The organism is Rhizomicrobium palustre (assembly GCF_011761565.1).
Taxonomy (GTDB): Bacteria; Pseudomonadota; Alphaproteobacteria; order Micropepsales; family Micropepsaceae; genus Rhizomicrobium; species Rhizomicrobium palustre.
Window position 1 is genome coordinate 446131 of record NZ_JAASRM010000001.1, and the last position, 23262, is coordinate 469392.

Genomic DNA, 23262 nt, shown 5'->3' on the forward strand with positions numbered 1-23262 from the left:
AAACCATAAGAGTTTACCTACTTGATTGCTCTATTATAATTGCAGCCCATGAGCGATTCCGAATCTTACCTCCCCTTCTCTCAACGCGCTGGACTTGAACCGATCCCTCCGCAGCTAAAACTGGGAGATGTGTCTCCTCAGTTGCGCCGCCTCATTCACTACTGCGTGGCCCTTGAAATCGATCGAGGAACTAGCTCAAGCTACGAGTCTGTCTACTTCAAACAAAATTGGAAACGGGTAGCAACGGACCTGCATGTTTTCTATTTTGGACAGCTAATTGATAGCTTCGACTACAACGTACGCAGATTCCACCAACATCTTAATGAAATCATTCTTCGCGCTAGTATTGGTAAGCTGTTCGACTTGATCGAGTTTCTCGTCAGGCATTCGGGCTGCAGCGCCCAATTAAAGGGCGAGCTTGCTGCCGCGTTTATTGAGGCACGTGCTGCGTACCGGATATTTGATAATCAATACATCGTGGCTATTGGTACTGAAGAGCAAGCGGCAGCGTTCGAGCGCGCCATTGCAGATGCAGAGGCCAAGAACGCGACCGCTGCACGAAAACAACTCATCGCCGCCGGCGCGGCCCTTCGCAACTCGGATTGGGCCGGCTGCGTGCGAGAAAGCATTCACGCAGTAGAAGCGATGGCCGTACGTCTAGCGCCTGGTACGACAACGCTGGGAGCTGCTCTCAGAGTTTTGGAGCAGGAAGGCCATTTGCATGGAGGGCTTAAGTCAGCCTTTAGCTCACTCTATGGTTATTCAAGTGACGAAGAAGGCATTCGACACGCACTTGTATTCAGTGATGAAGCCCAGGTCGACGAAGCAGATGGATTGTTCATGCTGGGAGCCTGCGCATCATTTGTGTCCTATCTGCTAGCTCGCAGCAAGTAACTACCCCTTCACCCACTCCCTGTATTTCACTACCGCGCCCTGCTCCGTCCACTCCGGAGTCAGCATCTTCGCTGCGAGCGCGGCTACGGCTTCGGCAGACGGCAGCGTGGATGGGTCCTCTCCCGGCATGGCTTTGGCGCGCATCGCGGTCGCGGTGGCGCCGGGGTTCAGCACATTGACCTTCACAGGCGTTGCTTCGCATTCGGCGGCATAGGTCAGGGCCAGGCTTTCGAGCGCGGCCTTGGTCATGGCGTAACCGCCCCAGAAGGCGCGCGGCTTCTGCGCTACGCTCGAACTCACAAACACCACCCTGCCCGCCTCAGCGCGTTTCAGCAGCGGATCAAGCGAGCGGATCAGCCGCCAATTGGCGGTGACATTCACGGCCAGAAGCTCGTCATAAAGCTTCACATCGAGATGAGAGAGCGGCGTCAGCGCGCCGAGCACACCGGCATTGCCGAGGAAGCCGTCCAGCTTTCCCCAGCGCTCGAAAATGGAGGCGCCAAGCCGGTCGAGGCCATCGCCATCGCGCAAATCCAGCGGCACCAGTGTGGCCGAGCCACCCGCAGCCTTCACCGCATCATCGGTTTCTTCAAGCCCGCCCACCGAGCGCGCCACCAGCACAAGATGGCAACCCTCGCCCGCCAAAGCCACCGCGGCGGCCCGGCCAATGCCGCGCGAAGCCCCGGTGATCAGCACCAGGCGCGGCGCAGACATCAGGCTTCGACGAGGAAGGAGAGCTGGCTCTCCTTGGCGTCGGCATCCACGATGCGGATGGGATAATCGCCGGAGAAACAGGCATCGCAGAATTGCGGCGCGGCGGGATTGCGGCGCTCCTCGCCCACGGCGCGGTAAAGCCCGTCGGTCGAGATGAAGGCGAGGCTATCGACGCCGATGAACTTGGCCATTTCTTCCAGGTTCATCTCATGCGCCAGCAGGGCATGCTCGTTCGGCGTGTCGACGCCATAGAAGCAGGAATGCTTGGTCGGCGGGCTGGCGACGCGGAAATGCACCTCGGCGGCGCCCGCATCGCGCACCATCTGCACGATCTTCTTGGAGGTGGTGCCGCGCACGATGGAATCGTCGATCAAGACCACGCGCTTGCCGTTCAGCGTGGCGCGGTTGGGATTGTGTTTGCGGCGCACGCCGAGATGGCGAATGCCATCGGTCGGCTCGATGAAGGTACGCCCGACATAGTGATTGCGGATGATGCCAAGCTCGAAGGGAATGCCGCTGGCTTGCGAGAAGCCGAGCGCGGCGGGCACGCCGGAATCGGGCACCGGAATGACAAGATCGGCCTCCGCCGGGGCTTCGCGCGCCAGCTCTTCGCCGATGTTCTTGCGCACCTGATAGACGTTCTGCCCTTCCATCATGGAATCGGGGCGGGCGAAATAGATGTACTCGAAGACGCAGAAACGCGGCTTCACCTTCTGGAAGGGGTGATAGCTTTCCATCTCGCCCTTGGTGAAGACGACCACTTCGCCCGGTTCCACATCGCGCACATATTCGGCGCCGATAATGTCGAGCGCGCAGGTTTCGGACGCCAGAATCGGGGCGCCATCGAGCTTGCCGATGACGAGCGGGCGCACGCCAAAGGGATCGCGCACGCCGATCATCTTCTTGGAGGTCAGCGCCACCAGCGAATAGGCGCCTTCGACCTGCTTTAAGGCATCGATCAGCTTGTCGACGACCTGCGTCTTGGAGCTGCGTGCGGTGAGGTGGATGATCACCTCGGTATCCGAGGTCGATTGGAAGATCGCGCCTTCCTGCACCAGCTTGGAGCGCAAGGCATAGGCGTTGGTGAGGTTGCCGTTATGGGCGATGGTGATGCCGCCGCCGGTCAGATCCGCGAACAAGGGCTGGATGTTGCGCACCGCCGAGCCGCCCGCCGTGGAATAGCGGTTGTGGCCGATGGCGTAATCGCCCTTGAGGTTGGCGGCATAGCCGGAATTCTTGCCGAAGATATCGCCGACAAGGCCCGGATGGCGCTCGGCGATGAACTGGCCCTGATCATAAGAGACCACGCCCGCCGCTTCCTGGCCCCGGTGCTGCAAGGCATGCAGGCCAAGGATGGTCAGCGCGCCTGCGCCGTGATGGCCGAAGATTCCGAAAACGCCGCACTCTTCATGCAAGCTGTCGGCGCCCTCAATGTCATAGGGGCCGCTCAACCCATTATTCATGGCTTGCCGCTTTCGTCGCCGTGGCTGGTTTCGATCAGCCTGTCTAGCGCGTGGCGGTCCTTGGCGCCATAGGTCTTCTTGGAAACTTGCCCCTGTTTCGATGCCGCGGCTTTACCCTCGCCAGCCTCCGCCGCATTTTGGTCTTTATCTGCGGGCGCTTTCTTGGCGGTATGGGGTTTTGTTGGGGATTTTACGCTTTTAGCCTTTTCCTTGTGGGGGCTTTCGGCGGCGGGCTGCTCGGCCTGTGGCGGGGTGGCGCTCGTGTCATCGCCCGCTTTTTCGCTGTGCTGCTTCTCGCTGGCGGAGGCTTTATCCTCGCGCTCCTGCTTGGCGCGGCCGAAAGGCTGGTCCTGCAAAAGGTCCTTGATGCTGGCGGGCTTCTTGCGCGCAGGCTCTTCGGGCACCGCCTCCTGCTTGTGGCCGGGCTTGCCATCCACCTTGGGGTTTTCCAGCGGGGTGACCGAGACCACGATTTCGGCGGCGGCATAGATCACCGGATAAAGTCGCGCATTGGTGATCCAGCTCGGCGGGCGGCCCGGAAAGACCATCATGAAGACAAGAAACGCGATGCCCACCACGGCCAGCCCGCGCAACACGCCATAGCCGGTCCCAAGCACGCTATCCAAAGTTCCCACTTCGGAACGCTTCACATTGGCGGTGATGCGCGAGGCCGCGAAATGCATCGGGATAAGCACGACCAGGAAGACGAGCACAAAGCCCACCGCTTCCCCCAGCCAGGCCGGTTCGATCATGCTGCGCATCCAGCCCGCGCAATAAGGGCCGATATAGAGCGCGGCATAGGCGGCGGCCAGCCAGCCGAAAATCGACAGCGATTCGGAGACGAGACCGCGATAGGTCGCATAGATCGCCGAGATCAGGATGACCGCGACCACGAGAATATCGACGAACTGAAACGCCAAGCTCATAGCCCCATCCTAAAGCATCGACGGTTTAAATAAAATCTCGGGCCAGAGACGCTTTGAAATCCTAATATTCCGTCATGGCCGGGCTCCGACCCGGCCATAACGATGAGAGAATTACCTCACCGCTCCCCTGCCCCGCAAAAGGCAATCAGATCGCCGACATCCTTGACCGGCTTCAGGGTCATGCCCGCGACCTCGGTCTTAGTGTCCTTCGGGACGACGGCGGTGGTAAAGCCGAGTTTGACCGCCTCTTTCAGGCGCAATTCGGGCTGGGGCGCCGGGCGGATATCGCCGGTCAGGCTGATTTCCCCGAAAAACACCGTGTCCTTGGGCAGCGCGATTCCGGCGAAGGAGGAAATCAGCGCCGCCGCCGAGGCGAGATCGGCTGCGGGCTCGCCCACCTTCAACCCGCCCGCGATATTGAGATAGACGTCCTGGGCGCTCACCCCCACCCCGCCGCGCGAATCGAGCACGGCCAGAATCATGGCGAGTCGCCCGGTGTCCCAGCCCACCACAGCCCGTCTTGGTGTGCCATAGCCCGGCTGCGCGACGAGGGCCTGCACCTCCACCAGCAAAGGCCGCGTGCCTTCGATGCCTGCAAACACTGCCGTGCCCGGGGAGGCCGAATTGCGGTCGCCGAGGAACAGCGCCGAGGGGTTGGCGACTTCGGCCAGGCCCTTGCCGGTCATCTCGAAGACGCCGATTTCGTCGGTCGGCCCGAAACGATTTTTCACCGCGCGCAAGATGCGGAACTGATGGCCGCGCTCACCTTCGAAATAGAGCACGGCATCGACCAAATGCTCCACCGCCTTCGGCCCTGCAATCTGCCCATCCTTGGTGACATGGCCGACCAGGATCAGCGAGGAGCCGGACGACTTCGCAAAGCGCACCAGATCAAACGATGAGGTTCTGACCTGCGCCACCGTGCCGGGGGCGGCTTCCAAGGCGCCGGTCCACAGCGTTTGAATGGAGTCGATGGCGATCACGCTGGGGGACTTGGCTTTCTCCAGAGTCGCCAGAATATCTTCCACACAAGTCGCCGAGCCCAGCGCCACCGGACTATCGGAAAGCCCCATGCGGGAAGCGCGCGAGCGCACCTGGGCCATGGATTCTTCGCCCGAGATATAGATCGCGCTGCCGCCAGCCCGCGCGAAGCTGGCGAGAGCCTGCAAGATGATGGTGGATTTGCCCACGCCGGGATCGCCGCCCACGAGCAGCGCGCAGCCGGGCACCAAACCGCCGCCGCAGACGCGATCAAATTCATGAATGCCGGTGATGCGCCGCGCGGGCTCCTTGTCTTCGGTCTTCAAATCCTCCAGCGCGAAAACCCGCCCCTTCTGCCGCTTCAAGGCATTGGAGCCGAGCGGCGCGGGCGCAGCCTCTTCGCTGATGGTGTTCCAGCCGCCGCAAGCATCACACTTGCCGCTCCACTTGGAATGCACCGCACCGCAGGACTGACAAACAAAAGAGGTCTTGGCCATCTATATTTCTCTCATACCCTCCCCTTGAGGGAGGGTAAAAGCAGCGGCACATCAGTGTCTTTTAACATGAAAGCGCTGCATCTCGCCCCCTCTTTGCCACCCTCCCTTTGGGGGAGGGTCGGAAATGCCAGCGGCATTTCCGGGGAGGGGTATGTCGTGTTCTTCGAGGTGATGCAGGATGGCGTCAATAACCATCTGCCGGTTCCGTAACACAGCACCATTTGCAAAACGCAGCACAGAATAGCCTTGCTGCCTTAGCCATTCGGTCCGCACCGCGTCGTAGCGCATCGCCTGATCGGCCCCGTGCTGATCCCCGTCCAGTTCCACAACCAGCCGCGCCCGGGAGCACAAGAAATCGACCACATACGGCCCAATCGGCCGCTGGCGGCGGAACCGCAGCCCCCGCAATCTGTTTTGCGCGAAGTGCCGCCCATAAGCACCGCTCCGCGTCAGTCATGTCTTCGCGCAGGTGGCAGGCAAACCCGGTTTTCAGGTTCTGCCGCCGAAGCCTCCCCGCAAACGCCACGACATACCCCTCCCCGAATTTGCCTTCGCAAATTCGACCCTCCCTCAAGGGGAGGGTGAATAGCTGCGGTCAATCGGGAGATAACACAGATGAGAACAAAAAGGCAACACCTCCAAATTCTCCGCAACACCTCGACGGGAGATGGGGACATCTGGTCGAGTGGTGACCCAAGCCCAATCTTACGCGTGGAGCCCTAGCCTGCATGTCCACCCTCACCCTCTTCGGTCTCTTCGCAGTGACGGCGATGCTCGTCACCTACGCGCTGGAAAAGAAGAGCCCCTGGTTCATTCTCGCCTTCGCGTTTTCCTGCTGGCTCGGCTCCGCTTACGGCTTCCTGCAAGGCGCCTGGCCTTTCGGCGTGGTGGAAGCGATCTGGGGCGTGGTGGCGGCGAAGCGCTGGTGGGAAATGCGGGGGTGACCGAATTCGCCCGACGAAAAAGTAAAGCAGGACGACTTCCCGCCGGCACGCTGCCCCTATACCGTCCCTCTTCGCTTCAACACGTTACAGTGGGGCCTTCAAACATGAACGCAGCATGGCCTCTGATAACGCGAGCCCGAACGCTCCTGGCGTCCTGTGCGATACCTCTATTGCTTGCGGCGGCAACGCCTGCGGTGGCTGCAAGTGATCGCGCGCTTGATAGCGTCCTTGCCGGTTTTGATAAGGATGAGCACCCCGATTTAAAGGGCGTGGTCGTGCTACGCGATGGGAAGATCGTAGCCGAGCGCTATTTCAACGGGGAGACCCCCGAGACGCTGCACGATATCCGTTCAGCGGGGAAGAGCATCACAGCCCTACTGATGGGCATTGCGATGGATCAGCGTCATATCAGGAGTGTCGGCGATCCCGTCGCGCGGTATTGGCCTGAGGCGCAAGGCAGCGCGATCGGGGATGTGCCGTTACGAGATGTGCTGACGATGCGCTCAGGTCTTGCCGCCTTTGATGAAGACCCCGCCTCGCCCGGCAACGAAGACAAGATGGATGAAGCCGCCGACCCGCTGGCCTTTGTGCTCTCCTTGCCGCGGGCCGATCCGCCCGGCACGCGCTATCGGTATAATTCGGTGACGGCCTATGTCGCGGGCGCAGTGGTCGCCAAAGCCACAGGACAGACACTGGCCGCCTTTGCGGGCGCCAATTTGTTCGCACCGCTCGGCATCAAAGACTGGCAGTGGAGCGCCGACCAGGCTGGCTACACCAAAGGGCAAGGAAACCTCTCGCTCACGACGCGCAGCCTCGCCAAGATTGGAGAACTGGTCCGTAAGGACGGAGAATATCATGGACGGCGCATCGTCGCCGCTACGTGGCTGCACGAGGCGCTCGCGCCCAAGGTCATGATTTCTGCCAGCGATCCCTTCGCCGATGGTTACGGCTATTTCTGGTATTCCAAGCTTCACGAGATCAATGGCAAGCCAGTCCAGGTATCCTTCGCCTCAGGCAATGGCGGCAACAAAATATACGTTGTGCCCAGCCGTCATCTGGTGGTGGCGATTACCTCGAGCGCCTATGGCCGCGGATATGGGCAACGGCGGTCGGAGGCCATCTTGAAAGCGATTCTTTCTGCCTCCGACAAATAGAGCAATGTCTGCCCCTGCTGGCGCAAGTTTACTGCTTACGCCGGAAGCGTCTTCATGAAACGCAGCACCGAGCGGGCGAAGCCGTCGGCTTCTTCGGCATGGACGAAATGACTGCTCTCCTCGAAGACCTCGAGCTTACGCCGAGGCCCCTTTAAATACGCCTCCACTTGCTCCGGCGGGGTGGCGAGATCGTAGCGCCCGCGGATCATCAAGGCCGGAGCGGTGATCTGCGGCATCAGGGGGCGCAAATCTTCCAGCAAGGCATCGTCCTTGATCAGCGCGTCGTAATGGGCGCCTTCCTGCCGCCATCGGGCGCCAAGCCCAGAGGCCGCCACCAGCTTGGGGAAAAAGTCGAGCATCGCTTCCTGATGCACATAAAGGCGTTGGCGGTCGGCACCCAGCTTCATGCTCAAGCGCGAATAGCTGAGGAGACGCTCGCGCGTGGAAACGGGCGCGTCGATCAGTGCCAGCGCGGCGTCACGCTCGGCCGTGAAGCCTTTCTGATCCAGCAGCGCCGCGCAAGCCCGCAGCATGTGTTTCATCGAACCATCGGGATCAAGGGTGATGTTCTCATAGACCAGCCCCGCCACCGCCGACGGGTAGCGCAAGGCATATTTGGTGGCGTAATAGCCGCCGAAAGAATGGCCCCACAGCACCCAGCGCCGAATGCCGAGTGCTTGGCGCACCCCTTCCAGATCCTCGATGATGTCATTCACCGTGACGGCGGTTTCGGGGTCAGAGCGAAGCACCCCGCGCTGATCGAGGCAGATCAACTGCGCCCCCGCGGAAAGGCGCGCGCCTTGATAAAGACCGGCATCATAGCTGCCCGATCCCGGCCCGCCATGCACATAGACGATGGGCATCGCCTTCTTATTGCCGAAGCGTTCGACATAAAGGCGTGTGCCACGCACCGCGACGAGATTGTTTGGCTCCGCGCGCGCGGCGGAGAGGACGGCGAAGGCGGTAGTTGAACAGAGCACAGTGCGTCGGTTAAGCATGGCATTCCTCCGGGATCGCGGCGTGATAATCCGTACACGTTGTTTTCGCCCGATCTTTTGGATAAAGTCCTATTCCCGCCGCACGGCGGCGGCAATCTTTCGCGACCATGCGAGCAGCGCTGATCCCCCCAACCATCCACGCACCGCAAATTAGTAGTGCGTCGCCAAAGCGCGCCATGTCACGCGGATGTGAGTTTGCGCCATTCTCCGGCGGCTCGATTGATGCTACGGCTATGCCTCGCCTGAAAACGAGAGCGCCATGAGACAGAGTGCCAAGCTTTCTATCGCCGCATCGCTCCTGCTGATGGCAAGTGCCAGTGCCGCTGATTACACCCCAGTGCATTGCGCCGAGCGCCAGGCTTACGCCGGCCGGCCGTTGCATGAAGCTATCCCCATGCCCGCGCCTGCTTCCGTGCCCGACGTTGCGCTCAATCCAGCGCGGTCCGCTCGCCTTGATGCCGCGCTGGCGACGATCATGGCAAAGACGGACGCCTCCGCCATCACCGCAGCAGTCGGTATCGAGGGTGAAGGGCTGTGGACGGCAAACTCCGGCACAGCGCTTCCCTTGTTCTGGGCCAGTGTCGGCAAAACCTTCACCGCCGCGGTCGTGTTGCAGCTCGTGCAAGAGGGCAAGATTTCGCTCGACGATAAGGTGTCGCGCTGGGTGAAAGATGTGCCCAATGGCGATGTCGTCACGCTGCGCGATCTTCTGGCCCATACCAGCGGGCTCTTCAGCGCGAACGAGGATCTGAAGGTGCATGCCGAGCCGCGCTATCGCAGCCCCGCCGAAACCCTCGCCATCGCACGCCGCCACGGGGCCATGTTCTGTCCGAGCGCGGATTGGCATTATTCCAATACCGGCTACGACCTCCTTGGCGAGATTGTTGAGCGCGTCGATCACCGCCCGATAGACCAGGCGATCACGGCGCGGATCATCACCCCGCTGGGGCTGAAATCGCTGCGCGCGCTGCCGCCGGGCGGCGGGTCGGAGGGTGTGGCGCCGCTCGTCTCCAAACAGGAAAAGCCGATTGATCCAAGCTGGGCGGGCGCTGCAGGTCCGATTGTTGGCAATGCGGCCGATATGGTCCGCTTCTGGTCGGCGCTCTTTGATGGCCGTGTGATCGCGCCCGCGCTGACGGCGAAGATGACCTCCACGCTTTATCCCATGTTCGATCCCGGCACCTTTTACGGTCTTGGCGTCATGGTGTTCGACGTGTCCGATGGCAATAAGCGGCTGTTGTGGATTGGTCATGCCGGCGGCACACCGGGCGCCAGCGCGCTCGCCGTCTATTCCCCCGCCGATCACGCCTTCGTCGCGGTCGCCCTCACCGGCGATAGCTCCGCGGTCGCTTCAGCCAATTTCCTGCTGAAAGCGCTTGCAAACTAGGTGGTATGAAGTGCGGGCTATCGCGCCCCTCATACCAAGATTGTCATCCCCGGCTGAGCAGAGCGAGCGTGAACGAGCATTGCGAGGGAAAGGGGATCCAGGTTGGGACGGCAAGAGGATTTCAAAAACGCGCGAAATTCGCGGCTATTCTGAAACGCACAGACAGGCTTCAACACCTGGGTTCCTCCCGCATCACAGGATTTCGCTGTTCTCGAAAATAGCCTCGACAGGCATTTCAAATAGCTTTGCGATACGAAAGGCGAGCGTCAGGGATGGATCGAATTTTCCGGTCTCCACCGCATTGATGCTTTGCCGCGCCACGCCGAGCTTTTGCGCAAGCTCGGCTTGGCTCCAGTCTCTCTCGGCGCGCAGCACGCGAAGACGATTTTTCACAGCTTAGCCTGCGAAAAATATTGAATGGCCCGCACCACCGCGAAGCCCGCGCATTCCAAAACGATGACCAAAACTCCGCCCTGCACAAAATAGGCGGCGTGCGTGTCTTGGGCGGAGGGGACCACCAAGGGCACGCTCAGAAGATGCCAATTGGCGAATATTGCGATCGGCGCAAAAAGAACCGCCCCCGCCAGCGCCCCCCAGAACCACGCCGTTTTATCAGTTTGGAAAATGATCTCATCAGCAAAGCGATAGGCGTAAAGCGCAAATGCGCAACCAGCCAGGATAAGCGCAGCGATGAGGCTTGCGGCCCCCAGCGATGGCCCCGGCATAAGATGATTGATCGCAGCCACGCCCAACAGCATCGCGGCTACAGCGGTGGCCTGAACACCCCAGAAGCGGGAGACGGAAAAGCGCATGTCTACTTTCCTTGTCTAAAAGACAAGTAAACATGACATTCTAACCCTGTACATGTCAAGTCAACTTGACTAAGCCGACAGCCTATCCCCCTCATTAACCCTGAGAGGATTTTTTTCCTCAATCCCTCTTGAAACCCAGACGTGTGCGCCCACCTCTTTTTGATGGAAAACGAGAGCGCCCTCGCCGCGGGCCAAGGCGGCACAGCGAACGCGTCTTCGACGCAACATCCAACGGAGCAAGCGGTTATGGCACCGCTTTCCCCGGCCTCGCGCGATGAGCAACGCCGCCACGACGCGGCGGACTCGCTCATCGTCTATCTCTCTGAAGGCCGAAAACTTCTGGAGTTCTGCAAGGCCGTCATCAACGCGGAAGAGGAAGGCGACCAGATCGGCCCCGTCTTGGCGGCTGCGAAAGTGATGAATGCCGGGGCCAATATCGCCAAGTCGCTCGGGCCGATCACTTTGGTGGAGCGGCGAAGCAGGACGATTGTCGAGGTCATTCAACCACCTGAGAGCAAAACCCAGGATTTGAATTCAAGATTTTCAAAATGGGGACCCAAGCAGGAGGAAGAGGTCCGCAAGGTCGGCGAGATCGAGCGGCGCCTCGCCGCGATCGTCAACGCGCGGCTGGAGCAGGATGAGGCTGAGGCGCGCGCGAAGAGCAAAGACGGTCCGCCATGAGGAAGCGAAAGCTTATCCCGCCAGCCCTGCGCAGGCGCGCGCCAAAGCGGCCTCGCGGCGCGCCGCGCGGCAATCGCAACGCCTTCAAGCATGGCAAATATACGCAGCTCCGCCGCGCGCTTTATGCCGCCGTCCGCGCCCATGTCGCGCGCGGCAAAGCGTTGATCGCGGAATATGCGGACTTACGCCTTCACTTCCATCTTGATCGGGCCTTCGGCGCGGCCGTGGATGAACTGATCGACATAGGGGTTCCCGCTGTTGTCGATATCCTTGGTCGGGCCCTGCCAGATGATCTTACCCTTATAGAGCATGGCGATCTGGTCGGCGATCTTGCGCGCGCTGGCAAGATCATGGGTGATGGAGAGCGAGGTGGTGCCGCTCTGGCGCGTCGCCACGATGAGGTCGTTGATGACATCGGACATGATGGGATCAAGCCCGGTGGTCGGCTCATCGAAGAAGATGATCTCGGGGTCCGCCGCGATGGCACGCGCCAGGCCCACGCGCTTCTGCATGCCGCCGGAAAGCTCGGAGGGGAAAAGCTCGCCGACATCGGCGGGAAGCCCCACGCGGGCCAGCTTGTCGAAAGCGATCTCGCGCGCCTGCTTCTTCTTCACGCCGCGGCCCTGGATCAGCCCGAAGGCCACATTCTCCCACACCTTCATGGAGTCGAAGAGGGCGGCGCCCTGAAACAGCATACCGAATTTGCGCAAGTAATGATCGCGCGCGGTGCCGGAGATTTTGGTCACCTCCTCGCCATCGACAAAAATCTCGCCCGCATCGGGCTTCAGAATGCCGAGCACACATTTGATCATCACCGATTTGCCCGTGCCCGAGCCGCCGATCACGACCAGCGATTGGCCGCTGGGGATGGTGAGGTTCAGCCCATCGAGCACCACTTTGGGCCCGAAGCGCTTCTTGACGTTCTTGAGTTCGACTTTAGCCGGAGAGGCTGCGCTGCTCATGAGAAGCCTCTAAATGCCGAAGAAGTTGAAGATATTGGTGAGGACGTAATTGGCCGCCAGGATCAGGATCGAGGAGGCCACGACGGCATTGGTGGTGGCCGCGCCCACGCCTTGCGCGCCGCCCTTGGAATTGAAGCCGTTATAACAGCCCATCAGTGCGATCAGGAAACCGAACACCACCGCCTTGATCAGGCCGGAGATGATGTCATTGGAATTGAGCGCCTGCATGGTCGTGGAAAGATAGATCGAACCGGTGAAGCCGAGGCTCTTCGTCGCCGCGATATAGCCGCCGAACACGCCGATGGAATCGGCGATGGCCACCAGGATCGGCACCGAGATCAGCGCCGCCATCAGCCGCGGCACCACGAGATATTTGATCGGCCGTGTCGCCAGCGTGGTCAGCGCATCGATCTGTTCGGTCACCCGCATGGTGCCAAGCTCAGCGGCGATCGCCGCGGCCACACGCCCCGCCACCATCAGACCCGCGATCACCGGTCCGAGTTCGCGCAGGATACCGATCAACACCACCGTCGGCACGAATTGCTCGGCGCCATAGCGCGCCGTGCCGATATAGATCTGCAAGGCCAGCACCGCGCCGGTGAAGAAAGCCGTCAAGCCTACCACCGGCAGCGAAAAATAGCCGATCTGCATGATCTGGCGCAGCATCAGCGACCAATAGATCGGCGGGCGCACAAAGCTCGTCACGGAATCCAGGGTGAAGACCGACAAGCGTCCCACTTCGCGGAACAACCCAAGCGTGGCGCGACCGACAGAAGCAAAGAAGTTCATGAGGCGTCTTCCTCGTATGTGCGCCGCGCGCGGCGCGAGAGCGAGGTCAGGATTTCATAGGGAATGGTGTGGGCGGCAGAAGCGACATCATCGAGGCTCTGGGTGGGGCCGATCAGCTCCACTTGATCGCCCGCATGCACGGGCCCTTCGACATCGGTGAGATCGAAGGTGAGAAGATCCATCGAGATGCGGCCCAAAATCGGCACGCGCTTGCCCTGCACGGCCACGAACCCGACATTGGAGAGCGCGCGCAGAATACCATCGGCATAGCCGAGCGCGGCAGTGCCCAGAATGGAATTGCGCGTCAAACGATGGCTGGCGCTATAGCCCACCGTCTCGCCCTTCTCGGCTTGGCGCACCTGCATGATCGTCGCCGACAAGCTGACCACCGGCTGGAACGGGCTGGCGGGACCGCCTTGCGGATTGGCGCCATAAAGGCAAAGCCCGGGGCGAACCATGTCGAAGTGATAGTCCTTGCCGAGCAGGATACCGCCAGATGCCGAAAGCGAAGCCGGGCCTTCCGGCAGCATGGCGAGCGCGGTCTTGAAGCGATCAAGCTGCAGCCGGTTCATTTTGTGCTCCGGCTCATCGGCGCAGGCCAGATGGCTCATCCACAAGACCACGCGCAGGCCCGAGAGGCGGCGCGCATGTTCGCCCGCCAGGATCGACAACTCGCCCGCCGAAAGTCCCAGCCGGTTCATGCCGGTATCGAGATGCACGGCGGCATCGAGAGTCTGGTGCGTGGCGGCAGCCGCCGCAGACCAGGCCGCAATCTCGGCCAGAGAGTTCAGCACCGGTGTCAGGCGATGGCAGATCAGCGCCGGCACCATGTCCGGCTGCGCGCCATCGAGAACGAAAATCTGCGCTTCGGGCACCAGCTTGCGCAGCGCCACGCCTTCCGAAAGCCGCGCGACAAAGAAGGTATCACAGCCTGCGCGTGCCAGGGTTTTGACGACTGGCGTAAGCCCTATTCCATAGGCATCGGCCTTGACCACGCCCGCCACGACCGCGGGGCTTGCGAGCCTCTGCGCGGTACGAAAATTCTCTGCCACAGCGGACAAGCGCACAGACAAGCGCGCCGCTTCGAAGTCACTGACGATACCGTCATCTACCCGATCCATGGGCGGACAATGCCGCCCGGAGCGCCCCTCGTCAAAGACAGATATGGGGTGCGGCGAACATGACGGTTCTGCGTCTGCGTTCTGCACCATCAGCGCCGTCCCCCGATGATATCGGCGACGCAAGGCGCGTTGGGGTCGATATTCTGCGGACAGCGCGGCGCGGTATTGCGTTCCTTGGCCTGCACATCGCTGGGACGAAGGGTTTCCTCGCGTTCCTGGGGCGTGCGCCCCTGCGGATCCAGAATGATATTGCCATAGCGGTCATAGACGAACTGCCAAGGCTTGTGTTTGCACTCGGAACGCATCTTGCTGTTCAGATACTCGAAGCTATTGGCGCCACAGGCCAAAGAGCGGCCCAAGGCCAGGCCCAGATCGGTGATGGCGTTGTTCTCTTCCTCCTTGGGCCTGATGATTTTGGGCACCAGGAGCGGATTCACCGCGGAATCGGATTTTTGGTCCTTCTTGGGGGCGGGCAGCACCTTGGGGGCCTGAGACGGCAACTCCAGATTGAGCCATGTCAGTCGTTCCAACTTGGGCTTGGGGACCACCTCCAAAACCCCGTACTGGGCGAGAATCAGCAGCCAGACGAAGAGGATATGCAGGCAAATCACGGCGCCGATGGCGAAGCTGCGGCGGCGGGCACGATGGGCCGACGCGTCAGCCGCATGGATCCGGGCAGTAAGCTCGGCCATGAGGGCGGCGGACTCTCCTACCAAAGACGACTGTGCCACCCGAATGCCTACTGGAGTGAAGGGAACGACGGAGGGGCAGTTTATGCCATTTGCCCCGCCACGGCGACTATAGCGTTGGATGTAATGATCTTTCGGGGAAGCTCAATCCCAAACAACAGGGATTTGCAGCACCCCGCGCGCCCTTTCAACCCTCTTCGAGCGCCAAAGCGCCAGCGCAGCCTGCCATTTACCCTCCCAGCCCGGTTGCCGCCGCCCCAGAAGCGGGGTTCCTTCCTGGGAATGCTGCGACAAAGCGCGGCGCACCGCCTCGGGGGCGAGCGGGCGGTTCAGAAAGGCGGCGAGCGCGGCAGCGGCCTCGCTTGGGGCCGAGACCCAATCCTCAAAGCGCATCAGATGGCAGTCGCTGGTCTGGCAGAGGGTCTCGTAGCATTTGAGGGCGGTCAGATATTTCCGCACCGCTTTCTCGGGCCCAGCCCCGAATACCTGCGCGGTGGAGCGGGCCCAGGCCTCGAAGCCGCGGAAGAGGACAATGGTCTTCGCCTTGGGGTTGCGAACAAAGAGCTCGGGCGCGCGGGCGCATTCGGCCCGAAGCTTGATCACGGGGCTCGCCCCCAAAGCCGCGCTGAGGTCCCCGCTCAAATTCCACATCGCGGCGCGAAAGGGTCTGGCCAGCGGATTTCTCCGCAGCAGGGGATGGACGAGCTGGCTGTAGAAATCCGGCTCCGACACCGAAGGCACACCGGCTTCGGCGAGGACGCGCGCGATCAGGGTCGAGCCGACACGGCCCGGCGAAAAAAGAAATACAGGGTCTGCATATTTTTTGGCCGCAGGCAGCAACGGGCCGTGTTCGAGCGGAACCGAAACGATGCGTCCCGCCGTGCGGCGCAAATGCAGATAGTAGAACGGCGCCGCCTTCACCGCCTCGACATCATCGCTGCGCACATAAAGCGCACGGCGATGCATGAAATCGAAGCAGTATGGAAAAGCTGTCCCCGCACCCGGCACAGATCTTTCACCGCAAACGAAATCAGCGGCAGACGCTACAGAGATGCGCGAGTCATTGCGCCGTCTTTGTACAGAAGATTCAAATATCACGCGGTTATCGGCCATTTCCGTCACGTCGCAAAATCTATCAACTGTCGGAACGGCGCTCTCCGTCGACAGCATTTGTATTTTTTTGTCCCAACGAGGTCACCACGCACGCCTTCCAACACCTCTAAGAACGGAGATCGAAAAAATATGCGTTCATGACACGGAGCCAATGTGAGTACGGACGCGAATGAAGCTTTTTGTGATCAATCTCGCAAGACGAAATGATCGTTTGGCTCAGATGACGCGAGAGCTTCAACGCCTTCGCCTCTCTTTTGAAACCATCACGGCTATTGATGCCGAAGATGTGAGCAATGCATTCTTGGCGCAGCATTTCACGCCTTCGGGGCCGCTTGGAAAATTGCCTAAGGGCGATCAGTGCTGTTCCATCAGCCACAAGAAGTGCTGGGCGGCCTTTATCGGCAGCGGCGCGCCTTACGCGACGATATTGGAAGATGATGTGCGCCTTGATCCCGCCGCGGCGAGCCTGCTCGGTGATCTTCGTTGGCTGCCGCAAGGCATAGATCTTTTAAAGCTTGAGCATTTTGGGCCCGAGAGCCAGCGCGTGCTGATCGGTGCGCGTCAGGAGATCGGCCGCGGGCGAAGCATCGCTCCCATTCTGTCGCGCCATACGGGCGCGGCGGCCTATATCCTTTCACGCCGCGCTGCACTGGAGCTTCTGACCATGGACCGCTGGAACGTGCCGGTGGATCACCTGCTCTTCAACGCCAATGTCTCGCCCGTGGCTGAGAAGCTGAAGCCATTTCAGCTTCTGCCTGCCATCGCGCGGCAGGAACAGCGCGCGACATCGGACATCAAGCATTGGCGTGTTGCGGATCGCGGACTTAGCCCTGCCCTCATTCGCCGCGAGATCGTGCGCGCCTATTATGAGACGCGCCTCTTGCCGCGCCAGATCGCGGCGGTGCTCAAAGGCACCGCGCATCTTGCCAAAGTCGCCAATGCCGAGCTTGCGCCAGAGAACGCGGCGCCCGCCTTCTACCCCGAAGCACAGGTGCTGCTCCGTCAAAGGCGTCTGGCTTAAGCCTGATCTTCGGCGAGGTTCGAGAAGCGCGTATAGGCGGATTCGAACACGAGCTGGATGTTGTTGGTCGAGCCGTGACGGTGTTTTTCGACCAGAATTTCGGCGCGACCAAAGACGCGTTCGCACTTTTCCAGCCATTTGGCATGTTCGGGCGTGCCCGGCTCCGGCTCGCGGGATTTCAGATAGTATTCCTCGCGGAACACGAACATCACCACGTCGGCGTCCTGTTCAATCGAGCCGGATTCGCGAAGGTCTGACAGCACCGGGCGCTTGTCGTCACGGGCATCGACACCACGCGAGAGCTGAGACAGCGCCACCACCGGCACGTTCAGCTCTTTGGCGAGGGTCTTCAGGCCCTTGGTGATCTCGGTGATTTCCTGCACGCGGTTTTCCGCCCGCTTGGAGGGCGTGATGAGCTGCAGATAGTCGATCATGATGACGCCGATATTCTTTTCGCGCTTCATGCGGCGCGCGCGCGCCACGAGCTGGGCGATGGAGATACCGCCAGTGTCATCGATGTAGAAGGGAACGCTGGAAAGCTCCTGCATGGTGAGCACGAACTTGTTCCATTCGTCTTCGTTGAACTTGCCTGAGCGGATTTTCCACATCTCGATTTCGGCGCGCTCGGAAAGCACGCGGCCTGCCAATTGCTGGGCGGCCATTTCGAGGGAGAAGAACAGCACCGGCGCACCGCGCGGCAGCTCCACGCCTGCGGCCATATCCTGGGCATAGGCGAAAGCGGCGTTGAAGCCCGCATTCACCGCGAAGGCGGTTTTACCCATACCTGGGCGGCCGGCAATGATGAGCAGGTCGGAAGGCTGGAAACCGCCGATCAGCTTGTCGAGTTCATAGAAGCCCGTGGTAACACCGGAAATCTTGCCGCCGCGAAGCTGCGCCTTTTCGGCCAGCTCCACCGCCATGCGCAAGCTCTGGCCGAAATCGATCGGGCCTTCGCCATAGCGCGCGCTGTCGGAGACACGATAGAGCGCTTTTTCCGCTTCTTCGATCTGCTCCTGCGGCGGCTTATCGAGCGGAGCTTCATAGGCGGTGTTGACGATCTCCTCGCCGATATGGATCAGGGTACGGCGGATGGCGAGATCGTAGAGGATTTTCGCCAAATCTTTGAGGTTCGGCAGCGCGGGCGCCGCCGCCGCGAGGCCTGCAAGATAGGCATGTCCGCCCACTTCGGCGAGGCCCGGATCGGCCTTCAGCGCAGCGTGCAACGTGAGCGGCGTGATGATGGTGCCGTGTTTTTCAATCGAAATCTGCATCGCCTCATAAAGGCGCTGATGCAGCGGATCGTAGAAATGCTCGGTCTTCAGGACAGCCGATACCGCCTCCAGGGCGCGATTGTCCACCAGGATGGCGCCAAGCACGGCCTGCTCGACTTCGATGTCGTAGGGAATATGTCGATAAGCTTCCTGTTCCATCCCGTACCCGGCGCAACAATGTTAGGAGAGGCGAGCTGAGTCGCGAAACGAAGGGCTGGCAAAAAGCAGACAGCGGGCCATCAACGCAAGCGGTTTATTGGTTTGGTCACAGATAAATGCCATTCCGCGTCCGCGTGCCACCCCCAGCCCGGTCTGCGCCTCCCAGATTAGTGTTGATAACTCGCCCCTGCCGCGTAGGCACAGCTTTTTAGCTATTGCATCGCAAGGCTTTCGCGTTCCTCGCGTTTTGCCCGCCAGCCGGATTGAAAGCCATTCGCTCTTGGCTTTCCTAAGCCGGTTTGGGGCGAGCGCCCTTGAACTTCCGAGGGTAAGGATTACATTTTAATAATCGCGGCGTTTCTGTGCGACGGCGATTATTCAGCCCAAGGGGATGGGTTTGATGCAGGTGCCGGGTTTCGTTGTTAGCAGCGTGGCTTTCGCGATTGTCTTTCCGCTACTCAGTTGGCTTTTCAATCGCAAGCACTTCAATTGGCGCAATATTGCCCTCGCCATTGCGATATTCACGCTCATCACGTGGCTGAATAGTGTGACTGGCTTCATGAAGCCGCTGACGGATGCAGTGAATGCCGCTTTGGGTTTGAAATAACCCGCAGCACCTTGGCAGTGATCGCACTCCTATGCTTTGCTGACGAAATGTGGCGGAGCATCCTGGCTTATGGTGTGGCGCTGGCGGCGGCGGCCTTTCTGCTCGATTGGCTTGAGCTGAAGTTCGCCATGCGTCTTCTGTCGCCCTCGCTTTATGCCTTTGTCATCGCGCTGCTGTTCGCTGGCCTCGGGATTTGGACCGGCTACGCGCTGACGCTGCGGAAAGTTATGCCTATCTTCGAACGCAACAACGCGGCCATCGCAAGCCTTGGTCTTTCCCCGCGGGAGATCGGCATTCTGGAGCTTTTGGCGGCGGGAAAATCCAACAAGGAAATTGCCCAAAGCCTCGCCATCTCGCCCAACACGGTGAAGACCCATGTCGCGAACCTTTACGCCAAGCTGGACGCGGGACGGCGCACCGAAGCCATCCATAAAGCCCGCGAACTGGCGATCCTGCCTTAGAAAAAAGGCTGAAAACGGCCAAATCACCCTTTCGGGCGATGGCGAGGCTTGGGTTTCCATGCTCCGCTAGGCACGATCTGAAGCTGGGGAGATTTGTATGATCCGCATCATTTTAGTGTTTGGCGCGCTTTCCGGGCTGGTGCTCATCGCCTCGCTCGGCCTCACCATGTTCCTGCATGACCATGCCGTGAAATTCCCCGAATGGATGGGCTATGTCATCATGCTCGCGGCGTTGAGCCTGATCTTTGTCGGCGTGAAGCGCTATCGCGATCAGGTCAAAGGCGGTGTCATGCGCTTTGTCGACGGCGCAAAAGTGGGGCTTGGCATCGCCGCCATCGCCAGCATCACCTATGTTCTGGCCTGGGAAGTCTATCTCTGGCTAACCGATTACCGCTTCTTTCCCAATTACATGCAGAGCGTGATCGCCGCGAAAAAAGCCGCCGGGATTTCGGCCGCTGACCTCGCCAAGCTGACCGCGAGCCTGCAAGCGATGGCAGAGTCCTACACCCATCCCTTAAGCCGGATGGCGATCACCCTGACCGAGATCGCCCCGCTCGCACTTATTGTGGCGCTGATCTCCGCCGCGGTGCTGAGGTTTCACCGCATCCTTCCGGCACGCGGTTAGCCGAAGATTTCTTCATAGCGCTCGGGCTTGAAACCGGCTTCGGTAACGGAGCCGGTTTCCACAATCGGGCGCTTGATCATGGAGGGATTGCCCATCATCAGCGTGATGGCTTTGGCTTGGGTGAGGTCTTGCTTATCTTCATCCGGCAGCTTGCGAAAGGTCGGACCGGCGCGGTTGATCACCTTTTCCCAACCCAGCGCCTTGCACCATTCGGTGAGCTTGGCCTTGGTCACGCCGGACTTCTTGTAGTCATGGAAGTCATACGCGACGCCGTTGGCTTCCAGCCAGGTGAAAGCCTTTTTCATCGTGTCGCAATTCTTGATGCCGTAGATCGTGACAGACATTCGGGGAATCCTTTCGCCCGCGATCTTATGGACAGGCGTTTTACAGGCAAGAGCGATTGAGCGGCCAGCGGCGCAGGATCTGGAACTCGCCCAATGGATCGCCCCGCAGCAGCGCAAGACCGGTGATCGACATCCCATAAGGCTCGATAGCGGTGAGTGGTATCTGGCCAACGCCCGTGGCGAGCGCGATATGCGGCACGCCCTCGTCTGCCCGAAGCCCATGTTTCTGCACCGCTTCGGCGAGCTTTTCATGCAGCGCAGCGAGCTTAGGATCGCTGCTGGTCAAGGCGAGTACGCGCTTCGTCCGCCCGAGGCTGGAAAGAACATCAAAGCGCAAGGAAAGCCCAGCCGCCGCCACCGATTGCCCTACGAGCTTGGCGGCATAGAGCATGGCGTCCGTGGGCTCGCCCAGACGCTGCAAAGCGATGTGCAGCCGCGTGGGCTTGATCGGCGTGCCATCCATCTCTTCTTCGGCGAGGAAGCGCTCGGCAAAGCGCGACAGCTTGAGGGCATGCGCCTCATCCGGCATGGCCGCGAAGAACAGCCGCTCGGCCTTCTTGGCGCGTGGCGGCGCGGGACGGAGAAATTCGAACCCAGCTTGAACCGGCCCCGATTTGAGCTTCACCGCACCACGCTGCATGCAAAAACCACCTCTCACGCAGACTCAGATATAGAACAAAGCAGGAACTTATGACAAGATGGCGGACGCGAGGAGGAAGATGGTTCGCGCGCCATTTCAGCATTGCGAACGCCACATTTTTAGCAATGGAGCGCGCCTAAGCCCCGTGCCCGCGCCACTTCGTACTGTTTGGGGTGGGGTGCTTGATTGTCGCTGCCAAGCCCTTTAGCTCGCGCGGGACAAAGACAGATTGGAGGCCAAATTGGCCGAGACCAGCGCGCATCAAGCTCGCCCGCATACGCTGATCGACGATGCCTATGCCTTTTACACCGGCACCGCACTGATCGCGGTTGGCGTGATGCTTTTGAAAGCGGCGGGGCTGGTGACAGCCGGCGTCGCAGGCATCGCGCTGGTGCTCTCCTATCTCTTTAAGCTCCCTGTGGGCGTGCTTTTCACCCTCGTCAACCTGCCCTTCTTTGCCTTTGGCGCGCTGACCATGGGGCGCACCTTCATCGTGAAATCGGTGATTGCCTCCACAGCGGTATCGCTTGGAATGATTGTGGCGGCGGCGGGGATGCATATCGGCCCGATCAACACGGCTTTCGCAGCCATCGCAGGCGGCACGATCATCGGTGTCGGCATTCTCGCCATCGCACGGCATGGCTCGGGCGTCGGCGGCACGCTGATCGTGTCCTTATGGTTCTATCGCTCCCGCGGCATCAATGTCGGCGTAACCGCGCTGGTGATCGATCTGATGATCCTGACGGCCGCTGCCTTTACGGTGAATGCCGTCACGCTGTTCTGGTCGGTCTTGAGCGCGGTCGCCATTCATCTGACGCTGTTCGCCTGGCATCGCCCGGGGCGCTATATCGGCTACTAAAGCGGGAATAGATGTAGGCCACATGCGGCAATCTTCCGGCCCTTACAAAAAGGTCGGCACCTGGAAATGCCGCGCGAAGGGCCTAGATTGAGGCTGTAGCCGCCGGGCTTTCTTCCGGCGCAGCAAAGGAGCCCTGCCGATGAAAGCCATTCAAGCCCTGGAGCCGTTTGGTCTTGACCAGTTAAAGCCGGTCGAGCTTGCCGATCCGGGCCAGCCAGGCGCGGGGCAAATCCGCGTGCGCGTGCATGCCTCCTCGCTCAATTATCATGATTTGAGCGTCGTCAGCGGCATCATGAAAACCCCGAGCGGGCGCATTCCGATGTCGGATGGCGCGGGCGTGGTGGAAGCGGTCGGCGATGGCGTGACGGCGTTCAAGGCAGGCGACCATGTCGTCTCCACTTTCTTTCCCTTCTGGCTGAATGGCCCCGTGCCGATTGGCGATTTCTCCACCACGCCCGGTGATGGCGTCGACGGTTATGCGCGCGAAGTGGTGGTGGGCCCTGCGCAGGGTTTCACCCTCGCCCCCAAGGGCTATAGCCACGCAGAAGCGGCAACCCTGACAACCGCGGGCCTGACCGCTTGGCGCGCACTGGTGGTGAATGGTCAACTGAAAGCTGGCGAGACGGTGCTGCTGCTCGGCACCGGCGGGGTGTCGATTTTCGCGCTGCAATTTGCCAAGGCGATGGGCGCGGAAGTGATCATCACCTCATCCTCGGATGAGAAACTCGCGCGGGCGAAAGCCTTGGGCGCCGATCATCTGATCAACTATCGCAGCAACGAGAAATGGGCCAAGGCGGTGGTGGATGTCACCGGCGGGCGCGGCGCCGATCATGTGGTGGAAGTGGGCGGCGCAGGCACGCTCTCCCAATCCATCCGTGCGGTGAAAGTCGGCGGACATATCTCGCTGATCGGCGTTTTGACCGGCGTGCAAGGCCCGGTGCCGACCGCCGCCCTGATGGCGAAACAAGCCCGTCTTGAAGGCCTGATCGTCGGCAGCCGCCAACATCAGATCGAGATGGTGCGCGCCATCGAGACGATTGGCCTGAAGCCGGTGATCGATAAGAGCTTCGCCCTGAACGATATCTCCGCCGCCTTCGAGCTGATGCAGAAAGGCGGTCACTTCGGCAAGATCGCGCTGGAGTTCTGAGAA

General features: G+C 60.7%; 27 protein-coding genes. 11 read left to right on the forward strand and 16 right to left on the reverse strand.

What is annotated here, in order from left to right:
* The first annotated feature begins 48 nt into the window (after positions 1–48).
* Positions 49–894, forward strand: coding sequence for an AbiJ-NTD4 domain-containing protein (locus FHS83_RS01925; RefSeq protein WP_167080332.1), 846 nt, complete (start codon positions 49–51; stop codon positions 892–894).
* Here the strand turns inward: FHS83_RS01925 and FHS83_RS01930 are convergent, their stop codons facing one another.
* The 5 genes from FHS83_RS01930 to FHS83_RS19870 all read right to left on the reverse strand — a co-directional run bounded on the left by FHS83_RS01930 (position 895) and on the right by FHS83_RS19870 (position 5883).
* Positions 895–1608: an SDR family NAD(P)-dependent oxidoreductase gene (locus tag FHS83_RS01930; protein WP_167080334.1), complete on the reverse strand. Its 714-nt coding sequence runs from the start codon at positions 1606–1608 to the stop codon at positions 895–897.
* Positions 1608–3071, reverse strand: a complete 1464-nt coding sequence (gene purF, locus FHS83_RS01935; RefSeq protein ID WP_167080336.1) for an amidophosphoribosyltransferase — start codon at positions 3069–3071, stop codon at positions 1608–1610. Before purF ends, FHS83_RS01930 begins: the two co-directional genes overlap by 1 nt.
* Positions 3068–3997 (reverse strand): CvpA family protein, encoded by a 930-nt coding sequence (locus tag FHS83_RS01940; protein WP_167080338.1) that lies wholly within the window; start codon positions 3995–3997, stop codon positions 3068–3070. Before FHS83_RS01940 ends, purF begins: the two co-directional genes overlap by 4 nt.
* Before the next feature lie 116 nt (positions 3998–4113).
* Positions 4114–5475, reverse strand: coding sequence for a DNA repair protein RadA (radA, locus tag FHS83_RS01945; RefSeq protein ID WP_167080340.1), 1362 nt, complete (start codon positions 5473–5475; stop codon positions 4114–4116).
* Between the two features lie 51 nt (positions 5476–5526).
* Entirely contained in the window at positions 5527–5883 is a 357-nt protein-coding gene (locus FHS83_RS19870; RefSeq protein ID WP_167080342.1) for an endonuclease domain-containing protein, read from the reverse strand.
* Between the two features lie 320 nt (positions 5884–6203).
* Between FHS83_RS19870 and FHS83_RS01955 the strand changes: the two genes are divergently transcribed.
* Both FHS83_RS01955 and FHS83_RS01960 read left to right on the forward strand, forming a co-directional pair.
* On the forward strand, positions 6204–6419 hold the full coding sequence (locus tag FHS83_RS01955) for a hypothetical protein (protein WP_167080344.1): 216 nt from the start codon (positions 6204–6206) through the stop codon (positions 6417–6419).
* Positions 6420–6589: 170 nt separating this feature from the next.
* Positions 6590–7573 carry a serine hydrolase domain-containing protein gene (locus tag FHS83_RS01960; RefSeq protein ID WP_208414182.1) on the forward strand — a complete coding sequence of 328 codons (984 nt, stop codon included), beginning with the start codon at positions 6590–6592 and terminating at the stop codon, positions 7571–7573.
* 35 nt (positions 7574–7608) lie between these two features.
* On the opposite strand, the gene FHS83_RS01965 is transcribed toward FHS83_RS01960, so the two are convergent.
* Positions 7609–8571 (reverse strand): alpha/beta fold hydrolase, encoded by a 963-nt coding sequence (locus tag FHS83_RS01965; RefSeq protein WP_167080350.1) that lies wholly within the window; start codon positions 8569–8571, stop codon positions 7609–7611.
* A gap of 259 nt (positions 8572–8830) precedes the next feature.
* Between FHS83_RS01965 and FHS83_RS01970 the strand changes: the two genes are divergently transcribed.
* On the forward strand, positions 8831–9958 hold the full coding sequence (locus tag FHS83_RS01970; RefSeq protein ID WP_167080353.1) for a serine hydrolase domain-containing protein: 1128 nt from the start codon (positions 8831–8833) through the stop codon (positions 9956–9958).
* Positions 9959–10150: 192 nt separating this feature from the next.
* Here FHS83_RS01970 and FHS83_RS01975 read toward each other — a convergent pair whose 3' ends face one another.
* A complete protein-coding gene (locus tag FHS83_RS01975; protein ID WP_167080356.1) occupies positions 10151–10351 on the reverse strand; it encodes a helix-turn-helix domain-containing protein in 201 nt (66 codons plus the stop codon).
* Complete coding sequence (locus FHS83_RS01980) at positions 10348–10770, reverse strand: hypothetical protein (RefSeq protein WP_167080359.1); 423 nt, start codon at positions 10768–10770, stop codon at positions 10348–10350. Before FHS83_RS01980 ends, FHS83_RS01975 begins: the two co-directional genes overlap by 4 nt.
* A gap of 246 nt (positions 10771–11016) precedes the next feature.
* Here FHS83_RS01980 and FHS83_RS01985 point away from each other — a divergent pair, with 246 nt between their 5' ends.
* A complete protein-coding gene (locus tag FHS83_RS01985) occupies positions 11017–11451 on the forward strand; it encodes a hypothetical protein (RefSeq protein ID WP_167080362.1) in 435 nt (144 codons plus the stop codon).
* Positions 11452–11633: 182 nt separating this feature from the next.
* Here FHS83_RS01985 and FHS83_RS01990 read toward each other — a convergent pair whose 3' ends face one another.
* The 5 genes from FHS83_RS01990 to FHS83_RS02010 all read right to left on the reverse strand — a co-directional run bounded on the left by FHS83_RS01990 (position 11634) and on the right by FHS83_RS02010 (position 15978).
* The gene (locus tag FHS83_RS01990) at positions 11634–12413 is read right to left on the reverse strand and encodes an ABC transporter ATP-binding protein (RefSeq protein WP_167080364.1); all 780 of its coding nucleotides are present in this window, start codon (positions 12411–12413) and stop codon (positions 11634–11636) included.
* A gap of 9 nt (positions 12414–12422) precedes the next feature.
* Positions 12423–13202 carry an MlaE family ABC transporter permease gene (locus FHS83_RS01995; protein WP_167080368.1) on the reverse strand — a complete coding sequence of 260 codons (780 nt, stop codon included), beginning with the start codon at positions 13200–13202 and terminating at the stop codon, positions 12423–12425.
* A complete protein-coding gene (alr, locus tag FHS83_RS02000) occupies positions 13199–14323 on the reverse strand; it encodes an alanine racemase (protein WP_167080371.1) in 1125 nt (374 codons plus the stop codon). The genes FHS83_RS01995 and alr overlap by 4 nt, the downstream gene beginning before the upstream one ends.
* Positions 14324–14412: 89 nt before the next feature.
* Entirely contained in the window at positions 14413–15015 is a 603-nt protein-coding gene (locus FHS83_RS02005; RefSeq protein WP_167080374.1) for a hypothetical protein, read from the reverse strand.
* Between the two features lie 141 nt (positions 15016–15156).
* Positions 15157–15978 carry a hypothetical protein gene (locus FHS83_RS02010; protein ID WP_167080376.1) on the reverse strand — a complete coding sequence of 274 codons (822 nt, stop codon included), beginning with the start codon at positions 15976–15978 and terminating at the stop codon, positions 15157–15159.
* A gap of 316 nt (positions 15979–16294) precedes the next feature.
* Here FHS83_RS02010 and FHS83_RS02015 point away from each other — a divergent pair, with 316 nt between their 5' ends.
* Positions 16295–17146: a glycosyltransferase family 25 protein gene (locus FHS83_RS02015; RefSeq protein ID WP_167080378.1), complete on the forward strand. Its 852-nt coding sequence runs from the start codon at positions 16295–16297 to the stop codon at positions 17144–17146.
* Here FHS83_RS02015 and FHS83_RS02020 read toward each other — a convergent pair.
* The gene (locus tag FHS83_RS02020) at positions 17143–18576 is read right to left on the reverse strand and encodes a replicative DNA helicase (protein WP_167080380.1); all 1434 of its coding nucleotides are present in this window, start codon (positions 18574–18576) and stop codon (positions 17143–17145) included. The genes FHS83_RS02015 and FHS83_RS02020 overlap by 4 nt on opposite strands.
* 397 nt (positions 18577–18973) lie before the next feature.
* Here FHS83_RS02020 and FHS83_RS02025 point away from each other — a divergent pair, with 397 nt between their 5' ends.
* The 3 genes from FHS83_RS02025 (at position 18974) to FHS83_RS02035 (ending at position 20269) form a co-directional block, all read left to right on the forward strand.
* Complete coding sequence (locus FHS83_RS02025) at positions 18974–19183, forward strand: hypothetical protein (protein WP_167080382.1); 210 nt, start codon at positions 18974–18976, stop codon at positions 19181–19183.
* A gap of 47 nt (positions 19184–19230) precedes the next feature.
* Positions 19231–19644, forward strand: coding sequence for a response regulator transcription factor (locus FHS83_RS02030; protein WP_167080384.1), 414 nt, complete (start codon positions 19231–19233; stop codon positions 19642–19644).
* A gap of 97 nt (positions 19645–19741) precedes the next feature.
* A complete protein-coding gene (locus FHS83_RS02035) occupies positions 19742–20269 on the forward strand; it encodes a DUF4199 domain-containing protein (RefSeq protein WP_167080386.1) in 528 nt (175 codons plus the stop codon).
* Here FHS83_RS02035 and FHS83_RS02040 read toward each other — a convergent pair.
* Positions 20266–20613 carry an arsenate reductase gene (locus tag FHS83_RS02040; RefSeq protein WP_167080388.1) on the reverse strand — a complete coding sequence of 116 codons (348 nt, stop codon included), beginning with the start codon at positions 20611–20613 and terminating at the stop codon, positions 20266–20268. The genes FHS83_RS02035 and FHS83_RS02040 overlap by 4 nt on opposite strands.
* 40 nt (positions 20614–20653) lie before the next feature.
* Entirely contained in the window at positions 20654–21253 is a 600-nt protein-coding gene (locus FHS83_RS02045) for a 2'-5' RNA ligase family protein (RefSeq protein WP_167080390.1), read from the reverse strand.
* A gap of 241 nt (positions 21254–21494) precedes the next feature.
* Between FHS83_RS02045 and FHS83_RS02050 the strand changes: the two genes are divergently transcribed.
* Positions 21495–22112 carry a YitT family protein gene (locus FHS83_RS02050; protein WP_208414183.1) on the forward strand — a complete coding sequence of 206 codons (618 nt, stop codon included), beginning with the start codon at positions 21495–21497 and terminating at the stop codon, positions 22110–22112.
* Positions 22113–22251: 139 nt separating this feature from the next.
* Positions 22252–23259: a zinc-dependent alcohol dehydrogenase family protein gene (locus FHS83_RS02055; RefSeq protein WP_167080392.1), complete on the forward strand. Its 1008-nt coding sequence runs from the start codon at positions 22252–22254 to the stop codon at positions 23257–23259.
* Positions 23260–23262 lie beyond the last annotated feature (3 nt).

Bases quoted from the DNA above. Each gene is read 5' to 3' on its own strand.
- FHS83_RS01930 (WP_167080334.1), bottom strand. From the start codon at position 1,608: ATGTCTGCGCCGCGCCTGGTGCTGATCACCGGGGCTTCGCGCGGCATT.
- FHS83_RS02005 (WP_167080374.1), bottom strand. From the start codon at position 15,015: ATGGCCGAGCTTACTGCCCGGATCCATGCGGCTGACGCGTCGGCCCAT.
- radA (WP_167080340.1), bottom strand. From the start codon at position 5,475: ATGGCCAAGACCTCTTTTGTTTGTCAGTCCTGCGGTGCGGTGCATTCC.
- FHS83_RS02020 (WP_167080380.1), bottom strand. From the start codon at position 18,576: ATGGAACAGGAAGCTTATCGACATATTCCCTACGACATCGAAGTCGAG.
- FHS83_RS02015 (WP_167080378.1), top strand. From the start codon at position 16,295: ATGAAGCTTTTTGTGATCAATCTCGCAAGACGAAATGATCGTTTGGCT.
- FHS83_RS01955 (WP_167080344.1), top strand. From the start codon at position 6,204: ATGTCCACCCTCACCCTCTTCGGTCTCTTCGCAGTGACGGCGATGCTC.
- FHS83_RS01925 (WP_167080332.1), top strand. From the start codon at position 49: ATGAGCGATTCCGAATCTTACCTCCCCTTCTCTCAACGCGCTGGACTT.
- FHS83_RS01965 (WP_167080350.1), bottom strand. From the start codon at position 8,571: ATGCTTAACCGACGCACTGTGCTCTGTTCAACTACCGCCTTCGCCGTC.
- FHS83_RS01990 (WP_167080364.1), bottom strand. From the start codon at position 12,413: ATGAGCAGCGCAGCCTCTCCGGCTAAAGTCGAACTCAAGAACGTCAAG.
- purF (WP_167080336.1), bottom strand. From the start codon at position 3,071: ATGAATAATGGGTTGAGCGGCCCCTATGACATTGAGGGCGCCGACAGC.
- FHS83_RS01970 (WP_167080353.1), top strand. From the start codon at position 8,831: ATGAGACAGAGTGCCAAGCTTTCTATCGCCGCATCGCTCCTGCTGATG.
- FHS83_RS02030 (WP_167080384.1), top strand. From the start codon at position 19,231: ATGTGGCGGAGCATCCTGGCTTATGGTGTGGCGCTGGCGGCGGCGGCC.
- FHS83_RS01985 (WP_167080362.1), top strand. From the start codon at position 11,017: ATGGCACCGCTTTCCCCGGCCTCGCGCGATGAGCAACGCCGCCACGAC.
- FHS83_RS02055 (WP_167080392.1), top strand. From the start codon at position 22,252: ATGAAAGCCATTCAAGCCCTGGAGCCGTTTGGTCTTGACCAGTTAAAG.
- FHS83_RS01995 (WP_167080368.1), bottom strand. From the start codon at position 13,202: ATGAACTTCTTTGCTTCTGTCGGTCGCGCCACGCTTGGGTTGTTCCGC.
- FHS83_RS02010 (WP_167080376.1), bottom strand. From the start codon at position 15,978: ATGCATCGCCGTGCGCTTTATGTGCGCAGCGATGATGTCGAGGCGGTG.
- FHS83_RS02040 (WP_167080388.1), bottom strand. From the start codon at position 20,613: ATGTCTGTCACGATCTACGGCATCAAGAATTGCGACACGATGAAAAAG.
- FHS83_RS02035 (WP_167080386.1), top strand. From the start codon at position 19,742: ATGATCCGCATCATTTTAGTGTTTGGCGCGCTTTCCGGGCTGGTGCTC.
- FHS83_RS01980 (WP_167080359.1), bottom strand. From the start codon at position 10,770: ATGCGCTTTTCCGTCTCCCGCTTCTGGGGTGTTCAGGCCACCGCTGTA.
- alr (WP_167080371.1), bottom strand. From the start codon at position 14,323: ATGGATCGGGTAGATGACGGTATCGTCAGTGACTTCGAAGCGGCGCGC.
- FHS83_RS02045 (WP_167080390.1), bottom strand. From the start codon at position 21,253: ATGCAGCGTGGTGCGGTGAAGCTCAAATCGGGGCCGGTTCAAGCTGGG.
- FHS83_RS01940 (WP_167080338.1), bottom strand. From the start codon at position 3,997: ATGAGCTTGGCGTTTCAGTTCGTCGATATTCTCGTGGTCGCGGTCATC.